Consider the following 23,454-nt stretch of genomic DNA (forward strand, 5'->3'; position numbering starts at 1 on the left):
TGTCGGGAGGTCGGTGGCGGATACTGCCGCCGAACAGTCCGGGCTGGCGGCGTTGGTCCGCGCCTTTATTGCGGACGGTAAACACGCACATTGGTGTGCCCTTCGTTGACCAGGTGGTGGGCGTGCAGGCGACTCATCACGCCCTTGTCGCAATACAGGAGGTACTGGCGGTTGGGGTCCAGTTCCTTGAACTTGCTGTTGATCGCGTAGAACGGCATGGCCAGGACTTCGATGCCCTCGATGGCCAGCGGTTCATCTTCCTGGGCATCCGGGTGACGGATGTCCACCACGATCTGGCCGGCCAGCACTTCGCCGACCATTTCCACCGACAGGTCCTTGCCCAGCTCATCGATCACGCGATCGACAGTCATCTGGGTGGAACGCTCCAGGGCGCGGTCGAGCACCGCCATGTCGAACTTGGTTTCTTCGTGGTCGACGCGGTACGGCTTGGCCTGGGTGGTCGGGTTCACCGAAATCACACCGCAATATTCTGGCATGTGCTTGGCGAACTCGGCGGTGCCGATCTTCGTCGCCGTGTCGATGATGTCCTGCTTGTGGCTGACGATCAGCGGGCGCAGCACCAGGGTGTCGGTCACCCGGTCGATCACCGAGAGGTTCGGCAGGGTCTGGCTGGACACCTGGGAAATCGCCTCGCCGGTCACCAGCGCGTCGATCTCCAGGCGCTCAGCCACTCGACTGGCGGCGCGCAGCATCATGCGCTTCAAGGTCACGCCCATGTAGCTGTCGTCGACCTTGGTGAGAATCTCGCCGACCACTTCCTCGAAGGGCACGCTGACGAACAGCACGCGCTGGGAGCTGCCGTACTTCTTCCACAGGTAGTGCGCGACTTCCATCACGCCCAGTTCGTGGGCACGGCCGCCGAGGTTGAAGAACACGAAGTGACTGATCATGCCGCGGCGCATCATCTGGTAGGCCGCCACGGTGGAGTCGAAGCCGCCGGACATCAGCACCAGCACCTGCTCCAGCGCGCCCAGCGGGTAGCCGCCCAGGCCATCGTGCTGGGCGTGGATCACGTAGAGGCGGTCGTGGCGGATTTCCACGCGCACTTCCACTTCCGGGTTCTTCAGCGAGACGCCCGCCGCGCCGCAGTGCTGGCGCAGGCCGCCACCGACGTAACGCTCCACATCTATAGAGGTGAAAGGGTGCTTGCCGGCGCGCTTGCAGCGCATGGAGAAGACCTTGCCCTGCAGCTTGTCGCCGAAGTGGGCCTTGCACTTCTCGAGGATGTCGTCGAAATCGCCCAGCGGGTATTCGTGCACTTCCAGGAAGTGGCCGATGCCCGGCGTGCAGGTCAGGCGCTCGATCATCTCGCGCAGGACTTTCGGGTCGGCGACCCTGGTCTCGACCTCAAGGTTGTCCCACTCGCCCTCGACCAGCAGCTCGGGGTCGAGATCGCGGAGCACCGTGCGAATGTTCTTCGCCAGCTGGCGGATGAAGCGCTTGCGCACCGGCCGGCTCTTGATGGTGATTTCCTGGAAGACCTTGACGATGAGTTTCATGCGGATCGGGCGATTGCCATGGGACTGAAAAAAAGGGGCGGAATTATATCCGAAATTGCTCAAGACTTGAGCAGAAATCGGAGACTTTCTTTTTGGTGCACCAAAATGGACTTATGCACCATGGCGGAGCACCAAAGCAGTGCACTATTTCCGTGCAATTATCCATAGCACACGCCAGAGCCCGTGATTTCAGGGGCCCTGCCCATTTACGGGCACTGGCACGCAACTTGCTCTCTTGTGAGGCAGGTTGCCCTGGCGGAGTATTCCGGCCGGCATCACCCGATACTGGGGCACAGAAAGCTCCCAGCTCTAATCCCTCCTGGAGGACAGCATGTCGTACAAGTCGCAACAACTGATCAAAGATCATGACGTGAAGTGGGTTGACCTGCGCTTCACCGATACCAAAGGCAAGCAGCAGCACGTCACCATGCCCGCCCGCGATGCGCTGGACGACGAGTTCTTCGAAGCCGGCAAGATGTTCGATGGTTCCTCCATCGAAGGCTGGAAGGGCATCGAAGCCTCCGACATGATCCTGCTGCCGGACGACAGCACCGCCGTGCTCGACCCGTTCACCGAAGAGCCGACCCTGATCATCGTTTGCGACATCATCGAGCCGAGCACCATGCAAGGCTACGAGCGCGACCCGCGCAACATCGCCAAGCGCGCCGAGGAATACCTGAAGTCCACCGGTATCGGTGACACCGTATTCGTCGGCCCGGAGCCGGAGTTCTTCATCTTCGACGAAGTGAAGTTCAAGTCCGACATCTCCGGCTCGATGTTCAAGATCTTCTCCGAGCAGGCTTCCTGGAACACCGACGCTGACATCGAGACCGGCAACAAAGGCCACCGTCCGGGCGTCAAGGGCGGCTACTTCCCGGTACCGCCGGTCGACCACGACCACGAAATCCGTACCGCCATGTGCAACGCCATGGAAGAAATGGGCCTGGTCATCGAAGTTCACCACCACGAAGTGGCGACTGCCGGCCAGAACGAAATCGGCGTGAAGTTCAACACCCTGGTTGCCAAGGCTGACGAAGTTCAGACCCTGAAGTACTGCATCCACAACGTGGCCGACGCCTACGGCAAGACCGTGACCTTCATGCCGAAGCCGCTGTACGGCGACAACGGCTCGGGCATGCACGTTCACATGTCCATCTCCAAGGATGGCAAGAACACCTTCGCTGGCGAAGGCTATGCCGGCCTGTCCGACACCGCCCTGTACTTCATCGGCGGCATCATCAAGCACGGCAAGGCCCTGAACGGCTTCACCAACCCGGCCACCAACTCCTACAAGCGTCTGGTTCCGGGCTTCGAAGCCCCGGTCATGCTGGCCTACTCGGCCCGCAACCGTTCCGCCTCGATCCGTATCCCGTACGTTTCCAGCCCGAAAGCCCGCCGCATCGAAGCGCGCTTCCCGGACCCGGCTGCCAACCCCTACCTGTGCTTCGCCGCACTGCTGATGGCGGGCCTGGACGGCATCCAGAACAAGATCCACCCCGGCGATGCCGCCGACAAGAACCTGTACGACCTGCCGCCGGAAGAGGCGAAGGAAATCCCGCAGGTTTGCGGCAGCCTGAAAGAAGCGCTGGAAGAACTCGACAAGGGCCGTGCGTTCCTGACCAAGGGCGGCGTGTTCACCGACGAGTTCATCGATGCCTACATCGAGCTGAAGTCGGAAGAAGAAATCAAGGTGCGCACCTTCGTGCACCCGCTGGAATACGACCTGTACTACAGCGTCTGATCCACGAATACCTATAAATAGCGACACCATTAAGGCCTCCTTCGGGAGGCCTTTTTTATGGGCTGGAGAAAACCGCCGGCACCTGTATCTGTGCCTATGCCTGCGTCTGCGCCTGTAGGAGCGAGCTTGCTCGCGAACCGCACAGCACTGGAGTCACCGGATAACGCATTCGCGAGCAAGCTCGCTCCTACAACGGAAGGCCGGATTCAGATCCCGCCGTCGACCGGCGCGCCGTGCTCCTCGTCATCCTCGCGGCGCGATTTGCGCAGGCGCGAGAGCTGCACATTCAGGCGTGGCATGGAGAGCTCCAGCCCGGCCTTGTCGAGCTTCTGCCGCAGGCGCAGGTTGAAGGCGCGCTGCACTTCCCACTGGCGGATCGGCGCGGTCTTGAAGCGGAAGCGCAGGATCGCCTGGCCGGCATCGAAGCTCTCGATACCCTGGATTTCCAGCGGCGACCAGATGGCGCGGTTGATGGTGCGGTCGCCGCGCAACTCGCCGGAGACCTCCTTGACCAGCGCCAGCGCGTCGTCGATGGGCATGCTCGCCGGCACCGGCCAGCGGAACATCGCGTAGCCGAACTGCCGCGAGTAGTTCTTGATGCTCTTGATCTCGCTGAACGGGATGGTGTGCACCACACCATCCAGGTCGCGCAGGCGCACGGTGCGGATGGTCAGGCCCTCCACCGTCCCCAGGTGGCCGCCGACATCCACGTAGTCGTCGATGGACAGCGAGTCCTCGATGATGATGAACAGGCCGGTGATCAGGTCCGCCACCAGCGATTGCGCACCGAAACCGATGGCCAGACCGATGACACCGGCACCGGCGAGCAGCGGCGTGACGTTCATGCCCATGTTGGCCAGGGCGACGATCAGCGCAATCACCGCGATGGTCACGAACAGCACGTTGCGGATCAGCGGCAGCATGGTCAGCGCGCGGGCGTTGGCGCTCTTCTTGCCGCCCAGGCCGAGGCTGTGCTGTACCGCGGTATCAGTGAGAATCCAGACCAACCAGGCGACCAGCAGGGTGGTGCCGAAGCTGAACAGCTTGAGGCTGATCTGCGAGCCGTCGCCTTCGGCGAAACGCACCAGCGACATGCCCCAGACGCGCAGGCCGATCTCCAGGAAGAACAGCAGGCTGGCGATGTGCAGCAGCGTGTAGCCGAAGCTCTGCAACTGCTCGATGTACGGCGCATGGCGACGTGCACCGCGTCGGGCCGAGCGTTGATGGGCACGGCGGATCAGGCCATTGACGGTCATCGCGACCACCGCCACGACAGCACAGACCAGCGCGCGACGCAGGGCGTAGCTGCTGTCGCCAGCCGTGACGATGGTGGCGAACAGCGAGATGCCCACCAGCACCAGAACCGGCAGGAACCAGATCGAACCGACCAGCTCCACCAGGTCGCTCAGGCCCCTGCGCTTGAGGCGCCGCTCCAGCGGCTGGTTGCGGATCAGGTGGGCGATGGGCCGGCGGAACTGCAGGACGAACAGCGCGGTAAGCAGCGCTGCACAGATGTTCGCCACGGAGCCGACGAACAGCGAGATGTTCATCCCCAGGCTCTCGATGACGCGAGGGTCGTGCATCACTTCGCCCAGTGCCGCGAGGCTGCCGATCAGCCAGAGCGGGCGGAAGGCACGACGGCGCAGGATGTCCAGCGCTCGCATGCGGTGCGGGCCACTGAGCAGCGATAGGGAGATCACACAGAGCGCGGAGAACAGCGTGCCGCATACCAGGGTGTAGGCGATCACCATCGCCACCAGCTTGCCGAGCGAACTGGGCAGCACCACGGACAGGTAGACGGTGATCAGGAAGGCCACCAGCCAGGGGCCAAGCTTGCGCAGGGCGAACAACAGCAGGTCGCGGGTCTTGGGGTGCTGGGGCAGTTCATCCTCCAGGCCGAAGCGCTTGCGCATGCGCCCGGCGATCCAGCGCAGGCCTAGGGCAACGCAGGCCCAGATGAGGATGACCAGGGCGAAATCGAGGATCATGCCCGGCCATTCCGCCAGCGAAGGGGTCCGTGCTTCAAGCTCGAAGCCGGCACCCTGGAACAGCTCGGTCCAACGTACCACCGGGCTGTTGGCGCCCTCGAACTGTTTCTCCAGGCTGCCAAGGGTGTCGCCAATCAGCCCCAGAACACCGCCCTGTTCTTCAGCGCCCTTCTGTGTGGCGTCGCGCAACTGCTTGAGCTTCTTCAGCAGGTCGGCGCGCTGCTGGTCGTTCTCCAGGGTCTTGATCACCTGGTTCAGCGACTGCTCCAACTGGGCATCGCTGACCTTCGCCTCGCCACTGCCCGTCACCCCGGCGAGAGCCCCGGGAAGCGCTGCCATGGCGGGTACGGCGAAGGACAGGCCCAGGCCGAGGCAGCACAGCAGCAACCACTGACGAAGCAGGTAACGAATCAGAATCACAGGCACACCCCGGAACAATGGAAAATCACGCTTGCCCGCATCATACAGACGCCGGCGCCAGGCTCGGACCCGTCCCGCGCAGGAAAGGTCCTCCCCACGAGGAGCAGCGCACAACGCGCGGCGCCCTGCTGAAAGACAATAGGCAACTTGCCAGCCGCCGTCGGCGGTGCAAGGCTTGGCATGACCATCCGGAGATTCTTCATGCGCCTGATCCTCACCGCCCTGCTGCTCGCCGCCGCATTGCCAGCCAGCGCGCAGATCTACAAGTACACCGATGCCAACGGCAAGACAGTGTTCACCAACCAGCCGCCGACCAACGTCGACGCCAAGCCCGTTGAGCTGCCACCGACCAACACAGTCGGACCGCAGGGGTCGGTCGCAGTGCCCGCCGACAGCGGCACCGCGAACCAGGCCAGCAACGCCTACGCGATTCTCGCCCTGAGCAACCTGCCGGACGATGAATCGCTGCGACAGAACAACGGCAGCTTCATCGTCAATGTCGTGGTGCAGCCCGCCCTGGCGGGCGGCCATCTGCTGCAACTGGTGCTCGACGGCCAGCCCTATGGCGCACCGACCAGCAGCACCAGCATCGCCTTGCAGGAAATCGACCGCGGCGACCACACGCTGGCCGTCCAGGTCCTGCAGGGCAGCCGCGTGATCCAGGCCAGCGCGCCGGTGAGCTTCACCCTGCAGCGCATCAGCACCAACAGCCCGCAACGGCCCAAGGTCCAACCCCGGACGGGCGGCTGACGATGCGCTATCTGGTGATGCTCCTGTTGTCGGCGCTGTTCTGCCTGTCGGCCAGCGCCGAGGTCTACACCTACATCGACAAGGAAGGTAATCGCGTCTTCACCGACCAGCCGCCGCGCGGCAACGCGCAGAAGCTGCAACTGGCGCCGATCAACTCCCAGCCCGGCTCGCCAAACGGCGTGCGCATGCCGCCACCGCTCTACGCGCCAGCCACGCCCGCGCTGCCGCCCGGACCTCCGGCCTACCAGCTGCTGCGTATCATCGTGCCAGAGCCCGACGCCACCGTTCGAGCCAATGACGGCGCGCTGATCGTCTCGGCCACCAGCGACCCGGCCCTGCTCCCCGGCCATCTCTACCGCCTGCTGCTGGACGGCAAGCCCGTGGGTGAGCCCGGCCGCAGCCCGGTGTTTCCGCTGAACAACATCGACCGGGGCACCCACCAGCTCTCGGTGGAGATCATCGACACCCTGGGCCGCACCATCGAGCAGACGCCCAGTCAGCCTTTCCACATGTTCCGCGTTTCAGTGGCCGAATCGGCCGATCTCGACACTTCCCAGCCGCTCGCCGCCGCCGACCACTGACGCGGCGTGCGGCCTGCCACAAACGCACCATATCGGTGCGTACGCCTGCACCACTTTCTATACTCTCCCCATTTCGGGTCATTTCTGCTGACCGGATCGGCCGCCTGCGCACCGCAAATCAGCGCGATGCCGCGAAATACGCGTCTTTTCAGGGCCTGGTTTGCTTTTTGCATTTTCCCGCACAGTCTTGGGACATCTCTTACGCCATGCCTACAGAAACCCAGCTCCGCCTGTTGCTCGACAACCTCACCACGGCGGTGATCCTGCTCAATGCCGAGCTGCGCCTGGAGTACATGAACCCGGCGGCAGAAATGCTGCTGGCGGTCAGTGGCCAGCGCAGCCACGGGCAGTTCATCAGCGAGCTGTTCACCGAATCGCCCGAGGCGCTGCAGTCCCTGCGCCAGGCAGTGGAAGAGGCGCACCCCTTCACCAAGCGCGAGGCGAGCCTGACCTCGCTGACCGGCCAGACCATCACCGTGGACTACGCGGTGACGCCGATCCTCGACCGCCGCGATACCCTGCTGCTGCTGGAAGTCCACCCGCGCGACCGACTGCTGCGGATCACCAAGGAAGAGGCACAACTGTCCAAGCAGGAAACCACCAAGTTGCTGGTGCGCGGCCTGGCCCACGAGATCAAGAATCCGCTGGGCGGCATTCGGGGCGCAGCGCAGTTGCTTTCCCGTGAGCTGCCAGAGGAATCGCTCAAGGACTACACCAACGTCATCATCGAAGAAGCCGACCGCCTGAGGAATCTGGTGGACCGCATGCTCGGCTCCAACAAGTTGCCACAGCTCTCGGTGACCAACGTCCATGAGGTGCTGGAACGCGTCTGCAGCCTGGTGGAAGCCGAGACCCAGGGCACCATCCCGCTGGTGCGCGACTACGACCCGAGCATCCCTGACCTGCTGATCGACCGCGAGCAGATGATCCAGGCCGTGCTCAACATCGTGCGCAACGCCATGCAGGCGATTGCCGCGCAGAACGAACTCAAGCTGGGGCGCATCACCCTGCGCACCCGCACCCTGCGCCAGTTCACCATCGGCCACACGCGTCATCGCCTGGTGTGCAAGGTGGAGATCATCGACAACGGCCCGGGCATCCCGGCCGAACTGCAGGACACCATCTTCTATCCCATGGTCAGCGGCCGTGCCGACGGCACCGGCCTGGGCCTCGCCATCACCCAGAACATCATCAGCCAGCACCAGGGCTTGATCGAATGCGAGAGCCATCCAGGCCACACCGTATTCAGTCTGTTCCTGCCCCTGGAACAAGGAGTGCATTGACCATGAGCCGATCAGAGACCGTCTGGATCGTCGACGACGACCGCTCCATCCGCTGGGTACTGGAAAAAGCCCTGCAGCAGGAAGGCATGACTACCGTCAGCTTCGACAGCGCCGACAGCGTGATGAGCCGCCTGGGCCGGCAGCAACCGGACGTCATCATCTCCGACATCCGCATGCCCGGTTCCAGCGGCCTGGACCTGCTGGCGCAGATCCGCGAAGTACACCCGCGCCTGCCGGTGATCATCATGACCGCGCACTCGGACCTGGACAGCGCCGTGGCCTCCTACCAAGGCGGCGCCTTCGAATACCTGCCCAAGCCCTTCGACGTCGACGAAGCCGTCTCCCTGGTCAAGCGCGCCAACCAGCACGCCCAGGAGCAGCAGGGCCTGGAAGCACCGGCCAACCAGACGCGCACCCCGGAAATCATCGGTGAAGCGCCGGCGATGCAGGAGGTGTTCCGCGCCATCGGCCGCCTCTCGCACTCCAACATTACCGTGCTGATCAACGGCGAGTCGGGCACTGGCAAGGAACTGGTTGCCCATGCCCTGCACCGCCACAGCCCCCGCGCAACGTCGCCTTTCATCGCACTGAACATGGCAGCGATCCCCAAGGACCTGATGGAGTCCGAGCTGTTCGGCCACGAGAAAGGCGCCTTCACCGGCGCGGCCAACCAGCGCCGCGGCCGCTTCGAGCAGGCCGACGGCGGCTCGCTGTTCCTCGACGAGATCGGCGACATGCCGGCCGACACCCAGACCCGCCTGCTGCGGGTGCTGGCGGATGGCGAGTTCTACCGTGTGGGCGGCCACACCCCGGTGAAGGTGGACGTGCGGATCATCGCCGCGACCCACCAGAACCTGGAAAACCTGGTGCGCGAAGGCAAGTTCCGCGAGGACCTGTTCCACCGCCTGAACGTCATCCGCGTACACATCCCGCGCCTGGCCGACCGCCGCGAGGACATCCCCGCGCTGGCCCGGCACTTCCTCTCCCGCGCCGCGCAAGAGCTGGCGGTCGAGCCCAAGCTGCTCAAGCCGGAAACCGAGGAATACCTGAAGAACCTCGGCTGGCCGGGCAACGTGCGCCAGCTGGAGAACACCTGCCGCTGGATCACCGTCATGGCCTCCGGCCGCGAGGTGCACGTCGATGACCTGCCGCCGGAGCTGATGACCCAACCGCAGGACAGCGTACCGGCTGCGAACTGGGAACAGGCCCTGCGCCACTGGGCCGATCAGGCACTGGGGCGCGGACAGTCCAGCCTGCTGGACACTGCCGTACCGGCGTTCGAAAGGATCATGATCGAGACCGCGCTCAAGCACACGGCCGGTCGCCGACGTGATGCCGCCGTGCTACTGGGCTGGGGCCGCAACACCCTGACCCGCAAGATCAAGGAGCTGGGCATGAAGATCGACGGCCCGGACGACGACGGCGAGGACTGAAGTCCTTCCACGACAAAGGGGCCGAATGGCCCCTTTTTCTTGCGCTGCGCTTGCCAAAAACGCCTCTGGCCCGAGCGCTGCCCGGGTTGAACGCAGTCATATCCCGGCAATATTTACCCCCAGAACCTGTGGATAACACTGTGCACGGAACGGGGAAGGAACGTGCTACAGACCAGAGCACGCGGGGCCTAGGGGTTTGCGTGGTTTCTGTGCAGGAATTTTCGGCTTGCCCACATCCACTGTGCGCCTGCCTGTGGATAAGCTTGGGGCAAGCCGCTGCGCTCCCCTACCGGCGCGGGTTTGCGCGATTTGATCAAAAAACGCTCAATCCATCGCGAAGCCGTGCTGGCGCCAGGCTTCGTAGACGGTCACAGCCACGGTGTTGGACAGGTTCAGGCTGCGGCAGCCAGGGCGCATCGGCAGGCGCACGCGCTGCTCCGGCGGCAGGGCGTCGCGCACCTCTTCCGGCAGGCCACGGCTTTCCGGGCCGAACAGGAAGGCATCGCCGCGCTCATAGGCCACTTCGTGGAACGGCTGCGAACCCTTGGTGGTGAAGGCAAACAGACGCGGCTGGTCGAGCTGCTCCAGGCATTCTTCGAGGCTCGTATAGCGGCGCACGCTGGCGTACTCGTGGTAATCCAGCCCGGCACGACGCAGACGCTTGTCGTCCAGCTCGAAGCCCAGCGGCTCGATGAGATTCAGGCTGCAACCCGCGTTGGCGCACAGCCTGATAATGTTGCCGGTGTTTGGGGGGATTTCCGGTTGAAAAAGGATTACGTGGAACATGCAGCGCTCCGAGCCTGAGAACGGCGGGCATTCTACCCCCGCCAAGGAGCAAATGCGGCCCAGGCCGTGGCTGAAGGTGCTGGTTTCGCTATGCGTGCTTGGCCTGCTGCTGGGCCTGATGCTGGGCCGCCTGGTCAATCCACCGCACGAGGGGCCACCGCAGATCCTTGCCGTAGAGCCGTCTGCCGGTGGCTTGGTGCTCACCCTGGACGCGCAGCCTGCCATTCGCGCCGGCCACCTGGATGGCGCCCTCGCCCTGCAGATCGATGCCAGCGGCGACGCGCAACAGGGCCAGTTGCGCATCGGCGATGCGCCGGTGCGCTGGAAGCTGGAGCCAAGGAAGCGCGGGGTTCTGCTGACGTTGCTGTCGACCCGACGCCTGCAGGGTAGCTGGGACAGCACTGAGGTCGACGGCCAGTGGCGCCTGACCATCAGCGCGCGGCCCGAATAAAAGCGGGGTTTTCCCGGCCTGCCTGGTCCGGGGCCCCGAAGCGGGAAGCGAGTCCTCCAGACGGAGAATCGCGACATAAAAGAGGGGTTTACCCGGCCTGCCTGTACCAGGACCCCTAACGGGTGCGAGGCTCGCCGTGGCGCGCCTGCGGGCATAAAAAGGGGGCTTTCCCGGCCTGCCTGTACCAGGACCCCCGAACCGGCTGCGACGGCCACCGCTTCGGGCGACGCGTTCGCAAGTTGTAAAAGAGGGGTTCCCCAGCCTGCCTGTACCGAGGCCCCTGAAATCGCTGTTATCAGGGGTATTGCAGAGGGCGTGCCAAGATTGGCACCGCCTTCGGCCGGCATCTTGCGAGAGCAGCTACAGGCCAGTAACGGCGGGGCTTTTGGCGATTCCCTATGCGTCTGCATCGCAGCACCCGGGAGCAAATGCTGAAGCGATAGCCTGTCGCCAGCCTGCGCCCCTCTAGTGCGCACGCACCAAACTTGAACGCCCGACACGCCGATCTGTTCTGTAGGAGCGAGCTTGCTCGCGAACCTTTCAACCCAGCAGGGGAGTTTGTTCGCGAGCGAGCTCGCTCCTACGAAGAGCAACAGCGCTTACCCACAGCATTGCTGAGCAACTAGCGGAACAGTCTGTGGATAACCGTCTGTAAACCGGACGGTGCGGCGCTCGCGCAAAGCTGATCAAATTCCACTCAGCACGAATCGCAGACAAAGAAAAAGGCGCCCTAAGGCGGCTTTCTCGTTCGGCGTCAGTGATTACTGGGCCGGGATCTCGCCGGATGCCTGCATGCGGGCGATTTCCTGCGCGTACAGCGCATCGAAGTTCACCGGGGACAGCATCAGCGCCGGGAAGGAACCACGGACAACCAGGCTGTCCAGGGTTTCGCGGGCGTAGGGGAAGAGGATGTTCGGGCAGAAGGCACCCAGGGTGTGGCTCATGCTGGAAGCGTCCAGGCCCTTGATCAGGAAGATACCGGCCTGCTGCACTTCAACGATGAAAGCGGTTTCTTCGTTGTTCTTCACGGTCACCGAAACGGTCAGGACCACTTCGTAGAAGTCGCCATCGAGCTGCTTCTGACGGGTATTGAGGTCCATGGCGATGCTCGGCTGCCACTCCTGACGGAAGATTTCCGGAGCCTTGGGGGCCTCGAAGGAGAGGTCGCGCACGTAGATGCGCTGCAGCGAGAACTGCGGGTTGTTGTCTTGTTCGGCTGCGCCGTTGCTGGCTTGTTCAGTCATTTCGGGACCTTCTTGTGCATCGTTTCAGAATGAGGAATTACGCCGAGAGCAGCGTATCCAGCTTGCCCGCGCGTTCCAGCGCGTAAAGATCGTCGCAGCCGCCGATGTGGGTTCCGTCGATCCAGATCTGCGGCACCGAAGTGCGACCTGCCTTGCTGGCCATCTCGGCGCGAACGCCAGGCTTGCCGTCCACGGAGATTTCCTCGTAGGCAACACCCTTCCTGTCCAGCAGGGCCTTGGCGCGGATGCAATAAGGGCACCACGCGCTGGTGTAGATCAAGGTCGACGGCATCTCACTTCACCAGGGGCAGGTTGTCGCCACGCCAGCTGCCGATGCCCCCGGACAGCTTGGCGGCGGTGTAGCCGGCCTTCTGCAGCACGCTGCACCAGGTACCCGAGTGCTGGCCCATGCCATCGACCACGATGATGGTCTTGGCCTTGTGCTTATCCAGCTCGCTCATGCGCGCGTTCAGCTTGTCCGCCGGAATGTTCAGCGCGCCGACGATGTGGCCGGTGGCGAATTCCTTGGTCGGGCGGATATCCAGCACCACGGCCTGCTCGGCGTTGACCATGGCGGTCAGCTCGCGGGTGGACAGCGCACGGCCGCCCTTGCGCATTTCATGCAGGGCCAACAGCACCAGCAGGATGACCAGGGCACCGACCAGCAGGTAGTGGTGGGTGGCGAATTCGATCAGACGAGGAAGAAACGAAGACATGCGCAGGACATCCAGACGTAAAAATGCCGGCCAGTATACACGCGCGTATCTGACGGCTGAACCCTGCGGATCATGGCGTCTGTCGGCACCAAAAGGTAAAATGCCGGTCCTTTTCTGACCCCTATTCTCGGAAAGAGCCGTAACTATGACTGCAACGCCCAAACCGCTGGTCCTGATCATTCTGGACGGCTTCGGCCATAGCGAGAGCCCGGAATACAACGCCATCTACGCCGCGAAGAAGCCCAACTGGGACCGCCTGCTGGCCAGCCAGCCGAACGGCCTGATCTCCGGCTCGGGCATGGACGTCGGCCTGCCCGATGGCCAGATGGGCAACTCCGAGGTTGGCCATATGAACCTGGGCGCCGGCCGCGTCGTCTACCAGGACTTCACCCGCGTCACCAAGGCGATCCGCGACGGTGAGTTCTTCCAGAACCCGGTGCTGACCGGTGCCGTCGACAAGGCCGCCGGTGCCGGCAAGGCCGTGCATATCCTCGGCCTGCTCTCCGATGGTGGCGTGCACAGCCACCAGGACCACCTGATCGCCATGGCCGAACTGGCCGCGCAGCGGGGCGCCGAGAAAATCTACCTGCACGCCTTCCTCGACGGCCGCGACACGCCACCCAGGAGCGCCGAGCCCTCGCTGAAGCTGCTCGACGACGCCTTCGCCCGCATCGGCAAGGGCCGCACCGCCAGCATCATCGGCCGCTACTTCGCCATGGACCGCGACAACCGCTGGGACCGCGTCGAAGCCGCCTACAACCTGATCACCGACGGCACCGCCGAATTCACCGCCGGCACTGCCGTGGGGGCGCTGAACGCGGCCTATGAGCGCGGCGAGAGCGACGAATTCGTCAAGGCCACCCGCATTGGCGACCAGGTGCGAGTGGAAGACGGCGATGCCGTGGTCTTCATGAACTTCCGTGCCGACCGCGCCCGCGAACTGTCGCGCGCCTTCGTCGAGCCGGGCTTCAAGGAGTTCCCGCGCCAGCGCGAGCTGCACCTGGCCGAGTACGTGATGCTCACCCAGTACGCGGCCAGCATCCCGGCGCCCAGCGCGTTCAAGCCCGAGTCCCTGGACAACGTCCTGGGCGAGTACCTGGCCAAGAACGGCAAGACCCAGCTGCGCATCGCCGAGACCGAGAAGTACGCCCACGTGACTTTCTTCTTCTCCGGCGGCCGCGAAGAGCCCTTCGAAGGCGAAGAACGCATCCTCATTCCGTCGCCCAAGGTCGCCACCTATGACCTGCAACCGGAAATGAGCGCGCCGGAAGTGACCGACCGGATCGTCGACGCCATCGAGCACCAGCGTTTCGACGTGATCATCGTCAACTACGCCAACGGCGACATGGTCGGCCACACCGGTGTGTTCGAGGCCGCGGTGAAAGCCGTCGAGTGCCTGGATACCTGCGTCGGTCGGATCGTCGAAGCGCTGGACAAGGTCGGCGGCGAAGCCCTGATCACCGCCGACCACGGCAACGTCGAGCAGATGGAAGACGCCATGACCGGCCAGGCGCACACCGCGCACACCTGCGAGCCGGTGCCTTTCGTCTATGTCGGCAAGCGCAAGGTCAGCATCCGCGAGGGCGGCGTACTCGCCGACGTGGCCCCGACCCTGCTGAATCTGATGGGTCTGGAACAGCCTAAAGAGATGACCGGCAAGTCGATCATCAGCCTGCTTTAAGGCCGATCATCTGGCGGGAACGTGAGCCATCTCCCGCCGGTCAGAGCAAACGCCCCACGCCATGCGGCCTGGGGCGTTTTTTTTAGCGCCCGCCACGGGCATACTAGCCCGGTCCAGAATCCAGGTGCCCGCCACCCAATGCCTCGTGCCCTCCTCCCGCTGCTGCTGATCTGCCTCCTGAGCCCGCTCGCGGTCGTTGCCGACGAACGCGCCGACGCCCAACGTCAGCTGGAGCAGACGCAGAAAGACATCAATGAGCTGAAAAAGAACCTGAAGAACATCCAGGACGAGAAGTCCGGGGTGCAGAAGCAGCTCAAGTCCACCGAGACCCAGATGGGCGACCTGGAAAAGCAGATCAAGCAGATCCAGGACGAGATGAAGAAGAACGAGGAAGAGCTGCAGCGCCTTGATTCAGAGAAAAAAAAACTCCAGGGCGCACGCCTTGAGCAGCAGCGCCTGATCGCCATCCAGGCCCGCGCCGCCTACCAGAGCGGTCGCCAGGAATACCTCAAGCTGCTGCTGAACCAGGAACATCCCGAGAAGTTCAGCCGCACCCTGACCTACTACGACTACATCAACAAGGCGCGCCTGGAGCAGCTCTCGGCCTTCAACGAGACCCTGCGCCAGCTGAGCAACGTCGAGCAGGAAATCACCTCGCAGAAGGACGAGCAGGTCGCCCAGCAGACGGCCCTCGAGGCCCGACGCCAGGAGCTGGCCGACGCCCGCAAGGCGCGCCAGGAAACCCTGGCCAAGCTCAACAGCGACCTGAAGGACGGCAGCAGCAAGCTCAAGGACCGCGAGCAGAGCCAGGACGACCTGAACAAGGTCCTCAAGACCATCGAGGAAACCCTCGCCCGCCAGGCCCGCGAAGCCGAGGAAGCGCGCCAGCGTGCCCTGGCCGCCGAGCGCGAGCGGGTCAAGCGCGAGCAGGAACTGGCCGCCCGCGGCGAGAAACCCCAGACACCCTCCAAGCGCCCCGACTACAGCGGTCCGCTGGTTTCCAGCGGCGCTGGATTCGGCGGCGCGTTTGCCGCCACCAAGGGCAAGCTGCCCTGGCCGGTGGATGGCCGCGTCCTGGCGCGCTACGGCAGCCCGCGCGGCGACGACCCCCGTGCCACCTGGGATGGCGTGCTGATCGGTGCCTCCGCCGGCAGCACCGTGCGTGCCGTGCATGGCGGCCGCGTGGTGTTCGCCGACTGGCTGCGCGGCTCAGGCCTGCTGGTCATTCTCGACCACGGTGGTGGCTACCTCAGCCTTTATGGGCATAATCAAAGTCTTCTGAAGGACGCCGGCGATACCGTCAAAGCGGGCGATCCCATTGCAACCGTGGGAGCCAGCGGGGGTCAGAGTACCCCGGCGGTGTATTTTGCCATTCGCCATCAGGGCCGCCCGGCGGACCCTTCGACCTGGTGTCGCACGCAGGGATAAGCGTCGAACACGCATTAGGAGCCAAACATGTCGCATGCTTTCCGTCTCACTACCCTGGCCCTGGCCTTGCTGCTCGGTGTCGGTGCGGTCCAGGCCGCCGACGCGCCGGCTGCATCCCCCGCGGCCAACGGCAAGGAGGCTCCGCTGCCGCTCGACGAGCTGCGCACCTTTGCCGAGGTCCTGGACCGGGTGAAGGCGGCTTATGTCGAACCGGTGGACGACAAGACGCTGCTGGAGAATGCCATCAAGGGCATGCTCAGCAACCTCGACCCGCACTCCGCCTACCTCGGTCCGGAAGAGTTCGCCGAGCTGCAGGAAAGCACCAGCGGCGAATTCGGCGGCCTGGGTATCGAGGTCGGCAGCGAGGATGGCTTCGTCAAGGTGATCTCGCCGATCGACGATACCCCCGCAGCCAACGCCGGCATCCAGCCCGGCGACCTGATCGTCAAGATCGACGGCAAGCCGACCAAGGGCCAGTCGATGAACGAAGCCGTGGACAGCATGCGCGGCAAGGCCGGCTCGCCGATCACCCTGACTATCGTCCGCGGCGGCAGCAAGCCGTTCGACGTCACCCTCAAGCGCGCGATCATCAAGGTCAAGAGCGTGAAGAGCCAGATGCTCGAACCGGGCTACGGCTACCTGCGCATCACCCAGTTCCAGGTCAACACCGGCGAGGAGACCGTCAAGGCGCTGTCCAAGCTGCGCAACGACAACAAGGGCAAGCTCAAGGGCGTGATCCTGGACCTGCGCAACAACCCCGGCGGTGTACTGCAATCGGCAGTGGAAGTGGCCGACGCCTTCCTCACCAAGGGTCTGATCGTCTACACCAAGGGCCGCATTCCCAACTCCGAGCTGCGCTTCTCCGCCGATCCGGCCGACCCGAGCGACGGCGTCCCGCTGGTGGTGCTGATCAACGGCGGCAGCGCCTCGGCGGCGGAGATCGTCGCTGGCGCCCTGCAGGACCAGAAACGCGGGATCCTCATGGGCACCGACAGCTTTGGCAAGGGCTCGGTGCAGACCGTGCTGCCGCTGAACAACGACCGCGCCCTGAAGCTCACCACCGCGCTGTACTACACCCCCAACGGCCGCTCCATCCAGGCCCAGGGCATCACCCCGGACATCGAGGTGGAGCGCGCCAAGGTAACTCGCGAGAAAAGCGAGTTCGACGGCTTCAAGGAAGCCGACCTGCAGGGCCACCTGGCCAACGGCAACGGTGGCCAGGATCGCCCGACCACTTCCGGCAAGCCGCCGGTGGATCGCCCGCAGGATGGCGACTACCAGCTCAGCCAAGCCCTCAGCCTGCTGAAAGGACTCAGCGTCAGCCGCGGCAACAACTAAGCGATGCGCTCGGCCTGGCTGCTGTTCGGCCTGTGCCTGGGCGCGCTGCTGTGCCTGCCGGCGGCCGCTGCGCCCCGGCCGGCCAGCGGCAAGCCGCTGGTCAGCATCGTCATCGACGACCTTGGGCAGAATCTGGCACGCGACCGCCAGGTGCTCGACATCTCCCCCGCCATCGCCCTGGCGATCATCCCCGACACGCCCCACGCCGCCGAACTGGCGCGCGAGGCGCATCAGCGCGGGCGCACCATCATGCTGCACATGCCGATGGACCCGGCCGGCGGTGACTACGCCTGGCGTCCGGAGCTGAGCCAGGAAGAACGCGCGCGCCGCCTCGACGCCGCGCTGGCGAAAGTGCCCTACGTGCAAGGCCTGAACAACCACGAAGGCAGCCGCATGACGGCCGACCGCCCGGCCATGGCCTGGCTGGCGGCGGAATTGCAGCGCCGCCACCTGTTCCTCCTCGACAGCCGCACCAGCGCCGCCACCGTGGCCGCCGCCGAGGCGCAGAAGATCGGCCTCGCCAGCCTGTCACGGGACGTGTTCCTCGATGACGACCCGAGCGAAGCGGCGGTGCTGGAGCAGATGCAGCGTGGCCTGGACCTGGCGCGCAAGCAGGGTACGGTGGTGATGATCGGCCACCCGAAGCCGGCGACCCTGGCCGTGCTCAAGCGCGTGCTACCAACCCTGAAGGCTCAGGGCTTCGAGCTGGTGAAACCCTCGCTGATGATCGCCGAGCGCGGCAACCGCGCCATGGCGGGGCATGGGCGCGACGGGATTTACCGATAGAGGTAGGCAGGATCGGCTTTCTGTAGGAGCGAGCTTGCTCGCGAACAGCACCCGGCACCGGAATCCCCGGAGGCCGGGTTCGCGAGCAAGCTCGCCCCTACAACGAAAAGCCGACCTTACAGGTAGTTATTGGTCGCCTGCTCGATGAAGCCATCGGCGCGCATCTCGTCCAGCGCCTTCTGCAGCTTCGCCACCACCTCGTCCGGGGTGTCCTTGTTGATCGCCAGGTACAGCTGGGCCTCGTTGAAGCGCAGGACGGTCTGCAGGCCGGACACGCCCTCCTGCTTGGCCAGGTAGCGGCCCACCGGGTCGGTGGTGGCCCACAGGTCGATCTCGCCGGTAGTCAGCTTCTTCACGTTTTCCTGGTCGCGCAGCGCGTTGAGCACCGGGATGCCCTGGCTTTCCAGGTTCTGGCTGACGGCGTCGTTCTTGTAGGCACCGAGCTTGTATTTGGCGGCGTCCTTGAGGTCCTTCACCTTGATCGAACTACCCGGCGGCGCCAGCAGGACCCAATGGGTCTTGGCGATCGGCCCGACCCACTTGAACAGGGGCACGCGCTCGGGCGTGTAGGTGGTGGAGAACAGCCCATAGTCGGGCTTGTCGAGGGCCAGCTTGTACAGCCGATCCCAGGGGAAACGCAGGCTCAGGCTGTACTGGATGCCGGCGCGCTTGAACATCTCGCGGACGATATCGGCGCTGATGCCGTCGATACCGTCATCGCGAGCGAAGTTCTTGTCGTCCACCGCCATGTTGAACGGCGGGAAGTTCTCGGTGAGCAGCACCATCTTGTAATCGGCGGGCAACTCGGCGCGGGCCGTGGCGGCCCCCAACAGCAGACCCAGGGTCAGGGTCTTGATCAGGACTTTCAGCATGGTCATACCGCTCGCTTGGTTATCGTTATTGGGCTTGCGGCATCCCTGCAGAGGGGACGGAATACTTCGCTCGTCTGCCTTCCGTGGCAAAACCGGCGCCGAGGGATGTCGGCGCCAAACACGAAGGCCGGCGAGTGGCCGGCCTTCGGGTGTTACAGGTAACTGTTGAGCACGTCGTCGACGAAGCCTTCGGCGCGCATCTTGTCCAGCGCCCCTTGCAGCTTCTGCACCACGGCGTCTGGGGTTTCGCGGTTCAGCGCGAGGAACAGCTGGTCGCTGTTGAAGCGCAGCACGGTCTTCAGGCCGGTGACGCCCACCTGCTTGGCCAGGTAGCGGCCCGCCGGGTCGCCGCTGGCCCACAGATCGATCTGGCCGTCGCGCAGCTTGGCGGCGTTTTCCTGGTCACGGAGCGCCAGCACCGGCTCGAAGCCGTGCTCGGTCAGGTACTGGGCCATGGCGTCGCCCTTGTAGGCGCCAACGCGGTACTGCTTGGCTTCGTCCAGGTTGTTCAGGGTGATCTTGCTGTCGGCCTTGGCCAGCAGGACCCAGTCGTCCGGGCCGATCGGGCCGACCCACTTGAACTGGCTCTCGCGCTCGGGCAGGCGGGCGGTGACGAATACGCCGTAGCCGGGCTTCTCCAGCGCCAGCTTGTAGATACGGTCCCAGGGGAAGCGCAGGGTCAGGCTGTACTGCACGCCGGCACGCTTGAACATTTCCTTGACGATATCCACGGCGATGCCGTCGATGCTGTCTTCCTGGGCGAAGTTCTTGCCGTTGATGGCCATGTTGTAGGGAGGGAAGTTCTCGGTGAGCAGCACCACGCTGTAGTCCGAAGAATCCGTTTCAGCCCTTGCCGCGCTGGCCAGAAGCAGGCCGCAGCCTAGCCATGCGAGCAGAATGCGCTTCAGCATCGAGATATTTCCTGCGTATGACATTTCTAAGAAGGCGCAGAGCTTACTCGGAGAATTGACGCCAATAAACCCTATGAATATGGCAATGGGACACAGGTACGCCAGCACATTCACTTTGGAACGCCAGTACCTTGACTCAGAAGCGCCAGCACCTTGACTTGAGCCTTTGGCTAGCAAGCTTCGTGCGAAGGAAGGAGATGCGGCGACCGGACGCGGGAGAAGGACGGCCCAGGATAGAGCCATCGGGCCGGGAGAACCCCGGCCCGGAAGGGGTCAGCGCACGATGATGCCGCGGCTGGCCAGGTAGGCTTTGGCCTCCGGCACGCTGTACTCGCCGAAGTGGAAGATGCTCGCCGCGAGGACCGCGTCGGCCTTGCCTTCGATGATGCCGGCGGCCAGGTGCTCCAGGTTGCCAACGCCGCCGGAAGCGATCACCGGAACGCCCACCGCCTCGCTGATGGCGCGGGTCACGCCCAGGTCGTAGCCGCTCTTCACGCCGTCCTGGTCCATGCTGGTCAGGAGGATTTCACCGGCACCCAGGCCTTCCATCTTCTTCGCCCATTCGACCGCATCGAGCCCGGTGGGCTTGCGGCCGCCGTGGGTGAAGATTTCCCAGCGCGGGGCTTCGCCGGGGCCCGACACTTTCTTGGCGTCGATGGCGACCACGATGCACTGCGAACCGAAGCGTGCGGCGGCCTCACCGACGAACTCCGGGGTGAACACCGCGGCGGTGTTGATCGAGACCTTGTCCGCACCGGCATTGAGCAGGTTGCGAATGTCCTGCACCGTCCTGACGCCGCCGCCCACGGTCAGCGGGATGAACACCTGGCTCGCCATGCGCTCGACGGTATGCAGGGTGGTGTCCCGGCCATCGACGCTGGCGGTGATGTCGAGGAAGGTGATCTCATCCGCGCCCTGCTCGTCGTAGCGACGGGCAATTTCTACCGGGTCACCGGCGTCGCGGATGTTCTCGAACTTGACGCCCTTCACCACGCGGCCGTTGTCCACGTCGAGGCAGGGAATGATGCGTTTAGCCAGTGCCATAGCAATGCTCTCGTAGGATGGGTGGAGCGCAGCGATACCCATGCTGCCAAACCACCCCAGGTCCTCATCGCCGGGTTACGCCGCCTCGCGGCCCACCCAGCCTGCGTTCAGATCAGCCCTTGAAGCTGTCGCACAGCGCCTGTGCTTCGGCAACGTCCAGCGTGCCTTCATAGATCGCGCGGCCGGTGATGGCGCCGACGATGCCCGGGGTGCGGGCGTCCAGCAGCTTCTGGATATCACCCAGGTTGTGGATGCCGCCCGAAGCGATCACTGGAATGCGCGTGGCATTGGCCAGGGCAGCGGTGGCTTCGACGTTGCAGCCCTGCATCATGCCGTCCTTGGAGATGTCGGTGTAGACGATGGCGGAGACGCCATCGGCTTCGAAGCGCTTGGCCAGGTCAATCACCTGCACTTCGCTCACTTCGGCCCAGCCGTCAGTGGCGACGAAGCCGTCTTTGGCATCCAGGCCGACGATGACCTTGCCCGGGAAAGCGCGGCAGGCTTCGCCGACAAATTCCGGCTGCTTGACCGCCTTGGTGCCGATGATCACGTAGCTGACGCCGGCGCGGACGTAGTGCTCGATGGTTTCCAGCGAGCGAATGCCGCCGCCGATCTGGATCGGCAGGTTCGGGTAGCGCTTGGCGATGGCGGTGACCACTTCACCATTGACCGGCTTGCCTTCGAAGGCACCGTTCAGGTCCACCAGGTGCAGACGGCGGCAACCGCCCTCCACCCACTTGGCGGCCATGGATACCGGGTCGTCGGAGAACACCGTGGCGTCTTCCATCAGGCCCTGGCGCAGGCGCACGCAGGCGCCGTCTTTCAGATCGATTGCGGGGATGATCAGCATGGGTTGAACCTGCTCGAATCCAAAGTTGAATGGGGTAGGGTCAGCTCTTCTCGAGCGCCCACAAGTCGCTTTCGATGCTCTCGAACCGGTCTTTCAGGTGAGATTGCACGTCGAAGATCGCCTTGTTGTAGAACAGCGGGCCGAACTCGCGCAGGAAGAAGTCCAGCGCCTCTTCGGCCTCGAAGGAACCGACGTCCAGCTCGAAGCGGTCTTCGAGGAAACGCTGGATCGCCCGCGCCGCGCTCTGGCGTTGGACGCCATCGAGGTCGAGGATCGCGGGCTTGTCCTTCTGCCGGGCCATGGCTTACCAGCGCCCGTCCCAGGCGGCGAAGTTCTGCAGCAGCTGCAGGCCATGGGTATGGCTCTTCTCCGGGTGGAACTGCACGGCGAAGCGAGAGCCATCGGCCAGCGCGGCGGCAAAGTCGACGCCGTAATGGCCGCGACCGACCACCTGGCGCGGATTGCCGGCCTGGATGTAGTAGCTGTGCACGAAGTAGAAGCGCGCACGGTCCGGGATGTCGTGCCACAGCGGGTGATCCACACTCTGCGCCACTTCGTTCCAGCCCATGTGGGGCACCTTCAGATGCTCGCCGTCCTCGTGCAGGTCCTTGCCGAAGAAGCGCACCTGGCCGGGGAACAGGCCGATGCAGTCGACGCCGTCGTTCTCTTCGCTGCGCTCCAGCAGCGCCTGCATGCCGACGCAGATGCCGAGGAACGGGCGGTCCTGGCTGACCTCGCGCACCAGGCTGTCGAAGCCCAGGCGCTTGATCTCGGCCATGCAGTCGCGGATCGCGCCAACGCCGGGGAACACCACGCGGTCCGCCTCGCGGATCACGTTGGCGTCGCTGGTCACCAGCACGCGCCCGGCGCCCACGCGCTCCAGCGCCTTGGACACCGAGTGCAGGTTACCCATGCCGTAGTCGATGACGGCTACCGTCTGCATTACAGGCACCCTTTGGTGGACGGCATCTGGCCGGCCATGCGCTCGTCCAGCTCGATGGCCATGCGCAGCGCGCGGCCGAAGGCCTTGAACACGGTCTCGATCTGGTGGTGAGTGTTATGCCCACGCAGGTTATCGATGTGCAGGGTGACGTTGGCGTGGTTGACGAAGCCCTGGAAGAACTCCATGAACAGGTCCACATCGAAGCCGCCGACGCTGGCACGGGTGAACGGCACGTGCATCTGCAGGCCGGGACGGCCGGAGAAGTCGATGACCACGCGCGACAAAGCCTCGTCCAGCGGCACGTAGGCATGGCCGTAGCGGCGGATGCCTTTCTTGTCGCCGATGGCCTTGGCGAAGGCCTGGCCGAGGGTGATGCCGATGTCTTCGACGGTATGGTGGTCGTCGATATGCAGGTCGCCCTTGCACTCGATGTCCAGGTCGATCAGGCCGTGGCGGGCGATCTGGTCCATCATGTGCTCGAGGAAGGGAACCCCGGTATCGAAGCGGGCCTTGCCCGTTCCATCCAGGTCGATGGAAACCTTGATCTGGGTTTCCAGGGTGTCGCGCGCGACGGATGCCTTGCGTTCGGCCATCACCAGCTCCACAGCTAACACTGCACGTAATTATAAGAAGGGCCGGCATTATAGGCGCGCCGGGCGCTGCGCGGCTATGGGCGGTGGTCGGCGCT

General features: G+C 64.3%; 23 protein-coding genes. 10 read left to right on the forward strand and 13 right to left on the reverse strand.

Translation table 11 applies throughout. From position 1 onward, the window contains the following. Positions 1-65: 65 nt before the first annotated feature. Positions 66-1,520, reverse strand: coding sequence for a tRNA uracil 4-sulfurtransferase ThiI (gene thiI, locus FAS41_RS15300; protein ID WP_138523661.1), 1,455 nt, complete (start codon positions 1,518-1,520; stop codon positions 66-68). Positions 1,521-1,851: 331 nt separating this feature from the next. Here thiI and glnA point away from each other — a divergent pair, with 331 nt between their 5' ends. Continuing rightward, positions 1,852-3,261 carry a glutamate--ammonia ligase gene (gene glnA / locus FAS41_RS15310; RefSeq protein ID WP_045215805.1) on the forward strand — a complete coding sequence of 470 codons (1,410 nt, stop codon included), beginning with the start codon at positions 1,852-1,854 and terminating at the stop codon, positions 3,259-3,261. A gap of 206 nt (positions 3,262-3,467) precedes the next feature. On the opposite strand, the gene FAS41_RS15315 is transcribed toward glnA, so the two are convergent. Beyond that, positions 3,468-5,669, reverse strand: coding sequence for a mechanosensitive ion channel family protein (locus FAS41_RS15315; RefSeq protein WP_425048995.1), 2,202 nt, complete (start codon positions 5,667-5,669; stop codon positions 3,468-3,470). 201 nt (positions 5,670-5,870) lie between these two features. Between FAS41_RS15315 and FAS41_RS15320 the strand changes: the two genes are divergently transcribed. The 4 genes from FAS41_RS15320 (at position 5,871) to ntrC (ending at position 9,716) form a co-directional block, all read left to right on the forward strand. Continuing rightward, complete coding sequence (locus FAS41_RS15320) at positions 5,871-6,419, forward strand: DUF4124 domain-containing protein (protein WP_138523665.1); 549 nt, start codon at positions 5,871-5,873, stop codon at positions 6,417-6,419. 11 nt (positions 6,420-6,430) lie between these two features. Next, positions 6,431-7,000, forward strand: coding sequence for a DUF4124 domain-containing protein (locus FAS41_RS15325; RefSeq protein ID WP_246084884.1), 570 nt, complete (start codon positions 6,431-6,433; stop codon positions 6,998-7,000). 206 nt (positions 7,001-7,206) lie between these two features. Further along, entirely contained in the window at positions 7,207-8,283 is a 1,077-nt protein-coding gene (gene glnL / locus FAS41_RS15330; protein ID WP_138523669.1) for a nitrogen regulation protein NR(II), read from the forward strand. Between the two features lie 2 nt (positions 8,284-8,285). Continuing rightward, the gene (gene ntrC / locus FAS41_RS15335) at positions 8,286-9,716 is read left to right on the forward strand and encodes a two-component system response regulator NtrC (protein WP_138523671.1); all 1,431 of its coding nucleotides are present in this window, start codon (positions 8,286-8,288) and stop codon (positions 9,714-9,716) included. Positions 9,717-10,040: 324 nt separating this feature from the next. Here ntrC and trmL read toward each other — a convergent pair whose 3' ends face one another. Next, positions 10,041-10,502, reverse strand: a complete 462-nt coding sequence (gene trmL, locus FAS41_RS15340; RefSeq protein ID WP_138523673.1) for a tRNA (uridine(34)/cytosine(34)/5-carboxymethylaminomethyluridine(34)-2'-O)-methyltransferase TrmL — start codon at positions 10,500-10,502, stop codon at positions 10,041-10,043. On the opposite strand from trmL, the gene FAS41_RS15345 reads away from it, so the two are divergent. Further along, a complete protein-coding gene (locus tag FAS41_RS15345; RefSeq protein ID WP_138523675.1) occupies positions 10,501-10,953 on the forward strand; it encodes a hypothetical protein in 453 nt (150 codons plus the stop codon). The genes trmL and FAS41_RS15345 overlap by 2 nt on opposite strands. A gap of 761 nt (positions 10,954-11,714) precedes the next feature. Here FAS41_RS15345 and secB read toward each other — a convergent pair. Genes secB through FAS41_RS15360 form a run of 3 tightly spaced genes read right to left on the reverse strand, consistent with a single transcriptional unit; the run spans position 11,715 to position 12,913 of the window. Further along, positions 11,715-12,197, reverse strand: coding sequence for a protein-export chaperone SecB (secB, locus tag FAS41_RS15350; protein WP_017517171.1), 483 nt, complete (start codon positions 12,195-12,197; stop codon positions 11,715-11,717). A gap of 37 nt (positions 12,198-12,234) precedes the next feature. Then, entirely contained in the window at positions 12,235-12,489 is a 255-nt protein-coding gene (gene grxC / locus FAS41_RS15355; protein ID WP_138523678.1) for a glutaredoxin 3, read from the reverse strand. 1 nt (position 12,490) lies between these two features. Continuing rightward, entirely contained in the window at positions 12,491-12,913 is a 423-nt protein-coding gene (locus tag FAS41_RS15360) for a rhodanese-like domain-containing protein (protein ID WP_138523680.1), read from the reverse strand. Between the two features lie 145 nt (positions 12,914-13,058). Here FAS41_RS15360 and gpmI point away from each other — a divergent pair, with 145 nt between their 5' ends. From gpmI to FAS41_RS15380, 4 genes are all read left to right on the forward strand, one after another. Continuing rightward, complete coding sequence (gene gpmI, locus FAS41_RS15365) at positions 13,059-14,594, forward strand: 2,3-bisphosphoglycerate-independent phosphoglycerate mutase (RefSeq protein WP_138523682.1); 1,536 nt, start codon at positions 13,059-13,061, stop codon at positions 14,592-14,594. Positions 14,595-14,732: 138 nt separating this feature from the next. After that, on the forward strand, positions 14,733-16,022 hold the full coding sequence (locus FAS41_RS15370) for a murein hydrolase activator EnvC family protein (RefSeq protein ID WP_138523684.1): 1,290 nt from the start codon (positions 14,733-14,735) through the stop codon (positions 16,020-16,022). Between the two features lie 27 nt (positions 16,023-16,049). Then, a complete protein-coding gene (locus FAS41_RS15375; protein WP_138523686.1) occupies positions 16,050-17,360 on the forward strand; it encodes a S41 family peptidase in 1,311 nt (436 codons plus the stop codon). A gap of 3 nt (positions 17,361-17,363) precedes the next feature. Next, positions 17,364-18,146, forward strand: coding sequence for a divergent polysaccharide deacetylase family protein (locus tag FAS41_RS15380; protein ID WP_138523688.1), 783 nt, complete (start codon positions 17,364-17,366; stop codon positions 18,144-18,146). A gap of 116 nt (positions 18,147-18,262) precedes the next feature. Here the strand turns inward: FAS41_RS15380 and FAS41_RS15385 are convergent, their stop codons facing one another. From FAS41_RS15385 to hisB, 7 genes are all read right to left on the reverse strand, one after another. Next, entirely contained in the window at positions 18,263-19,018 is a 756-nt protein-coding gene (locus FAS41_RS15385) for a substrate-binding periplasmic protein (RefSeq protein WP_054910504.1), read from the reverse strand. 152 nt (positions 19,019-19,170) lie between these two features. Further along, entirely contained in the window at positions 19,171-19,926 is a 756-nt protein-coding gene (locus tag FAS41_RS15390) for a substrate-binding periplasmic protein (RefSeq protein ID WP_425049000.1), read from the reverse strand. Positions 19,927-20,202: 276 nt separating this feature from the next. Beyond that, positions 20,203-20,973, reverse strand: a complete 771-nt coding sequence (gene hisF, locus FAS41_RS15395; protein ID WP_138523692.1) for an imidazole glycerol phosphate synthase subunit HisF — start codon at positions 20,971-20,973, stop codon at positions 20,203-20,205. Between the two features lie 112 nt (positions 20,974-21,085). Further along, a complete protein-coding gene (gene hisA / locus FAS41_RS15400) occupies positions 21,086-21,823 on the reverse strand; it encodes a 1-(5-phosphoribosyl)-5-[(5-phosphoribosylamino)methylideneamino]imidazole-4-carboxamide isomerase (RefSeq protein ID WP_088420217.1) in 738 nt (245 codons plus the stop codon). 40 nt (positions 21,824-21,863) lie between these two features. Then, positions 21,864-22,124, reverse strand: a complete 261-nt coding sequence (locus tag FAS41_RS15405) for a DUF2164 domain-containing protein (protein ID WP_138523694.1) — start codon at positions 22,122-22,124, stop codon at positions 21,864-21,866. Positions 22,125-22,127: 3 nt separating this feature from the next. Next, complete coding sequence (gene hisH, locus FAS41_RS15410) at positions 22,128-22,766, reverse strand: imidazole glycerol phosphate synthase subunit HisH (protein WP_081515338.1); 639 nt, start codon at positions 22,764-22,766, stop codon at positions 22,128-22,130. After that, a complete protein-coding gene (gene hisB, locus FAS41_RS15415) occupies positions 22,766-23,359 on the reverse strand; it encodes an imidazoleglycerol-phosphate dehydratase HisB (RefSeq protein WP_015479330.1) in 594 nt (197 codons plus the stop codon). Before hisB ends, hisH begins: the two co-directional genes overlap by 1 nt. Between the last annotated feature and the right edge of the window lie 95 nt (positions 23,360-23,454).

This window comes from Pseudomonas nicosulfuronedens (genome assembly GCF_005877905.1).
Taxonomy (GTDB): domain Bacteria; phylum Pseudomonadota; class Gammaproteobacteria; order Pseudomonadales; family Pseudomonadaceae; genus Pseudomonas; species Pseudomonas nicosulfuronedens.

What these genes read in the sequence shown, in the direction of transcription:
- FAS41_RS15320 (WP_138523665.1), top strand. Translation starts at nt 5,871, where the DNA reads ATGCGCCTGATCCTCACCGCCCTGCTGCTCGCCGCCGCATTGCCAGCC.
- hisA (WP_088420217.1), bottom strand. Translation starts at nt 21,823, where the DNA reads ATGCTGATCATCCCCGCAATCGATCTGAAAGACGGCGCCTGCGTGCGC.
- hisH (WP_081515338.1), bottom strand. Translation starts at nt 22,766, where the DNA reads ATGCAGACGGTAGCCGTCATCGACTACGGCATGGGTAACCTGCACTCG.
- grxC (WP_138523678.1), bottom strand. Translation starts at nt 12,489, where the DNA reads ATGCCGTCGACCTTGATCTACACCAGCGCGTGGTGCCCTTATTGCATC.
- FAS41_RS15405 (WP_138523694.1), bottom strand. Translation starts at nt 22,124, where the DNA reads ATGGCCCGGCAGAAGGACAAGCCCGCGATCCTCGACCTCGATGGCGTC.
- thiI (WP_138523661.1), bottom strand. Translation starts at nt 1,520, where the DNA reads ATGAAACTCATCGTCAAGGTCTTCCAGGAAATCACCATCAAGAGCCGG.
- FAS41_RS15380 (WP_138523688.1), top strand. Translation starts at nt 17,364, where the DNA reads ATGCGCTCGGCCTGGCTGCTGTTCGGCCTGTGCCTGGGCGCGCTGCTG.
- FAS41_RS15385 (WP_054910504.1), bottom strand. Translation starts at nt 19,018, where the DNA reads ATGCTGAAAGTCCTGATCAAGACCCTGACCCTGGGTCTGCTGTTGGGG.
- glnL (WP_138523669.1), top strand. Translation starts at nt 7,207, where the DNA reads ATGCCTACAGAAACCCAGCTCCGCCTGTTGCTCGACAACCTCACCACG.
- FAS41_RS15345 (WP_138523675.1), top strand. Translation starts at nt 10,501, where the DNA reads ATGCAGCGCTCCGAGCCTGAGAACGGCGGGCATTCTACCCCCGCCAAG.
- FAS41_RS15375 (WP_138523686.1), top strand. Translation starts at nt 16,050, where the DNA reads ATGTCGCATGCTTTCCGTCTCACTACCCTGGCCCTGGCCTTGCTGCTC.
- secB (WP_017517171.1), bottom strand. Translation starts at nt 12,197, where the DNA reads ATGACTGAACAAGCCAGCAACGGCGCAGCCGAACAAGACAACAACCCG.
- gpmI (WP_138523682.1), top strand. Translation starts at nt 13,059, where the DNA reads ATGACTGCAACGCCCAAACCGCTGGTCCTGATCATTCTGGACGGCTTC.
- glnA (WP_045215805.1), top strand. Translation starts at nt 1,852, where the DNA reads ATGTCGTACAAGTCGCAACAACTGATCAAAGATCATGACGTGAAGTGG.
- ntrC (WP_138523671.1), top strand. Translation starts at nt 8,286, where the DNA reads ATGAGCCGATCAGAGACCGTCTGGATCGTCGACGACGACCGCTCCATC.
- hisF (WP_138523692.1), bottom strand. Translation starts at nt 20,973, where the DNA reads ATGGCACTGGCTAAACGCATCATTCCCTGCCTCGACGTGGACAACGGC.
- trmL (WP_138523673.1), bottom strand. Translation starts at nt 10,502, where the DNA reads ATGTTCCACGTAATCCTTTTTCAACCGGAAATCCCCCCAAACACCGGC.
- hisB (WP_015479330.1), bottom strand. Translation starts at nt 23,359, where the DNA reads ATGGCCGAACGCAAGGCATCCGTCGCGCGCGACACCCTGGAAACCCAG.
- FAS41_RS15370 (WP_138523684.1), top strand. Translation starts at nt 14,733, where the DNA reads ATGCCTCGTGCCCTCCTCCCGCTGCTGCTGATCTGCCTCCTGAGCCCG.
- FAS41_RS15360 (WP_138523680.1), bottom strand. Translation starts at nt 12,913, where the DNA reads ATGTCTTCGTTTCTTCCTCGTCTGATCGAATTCGCCACCCACCACTAC.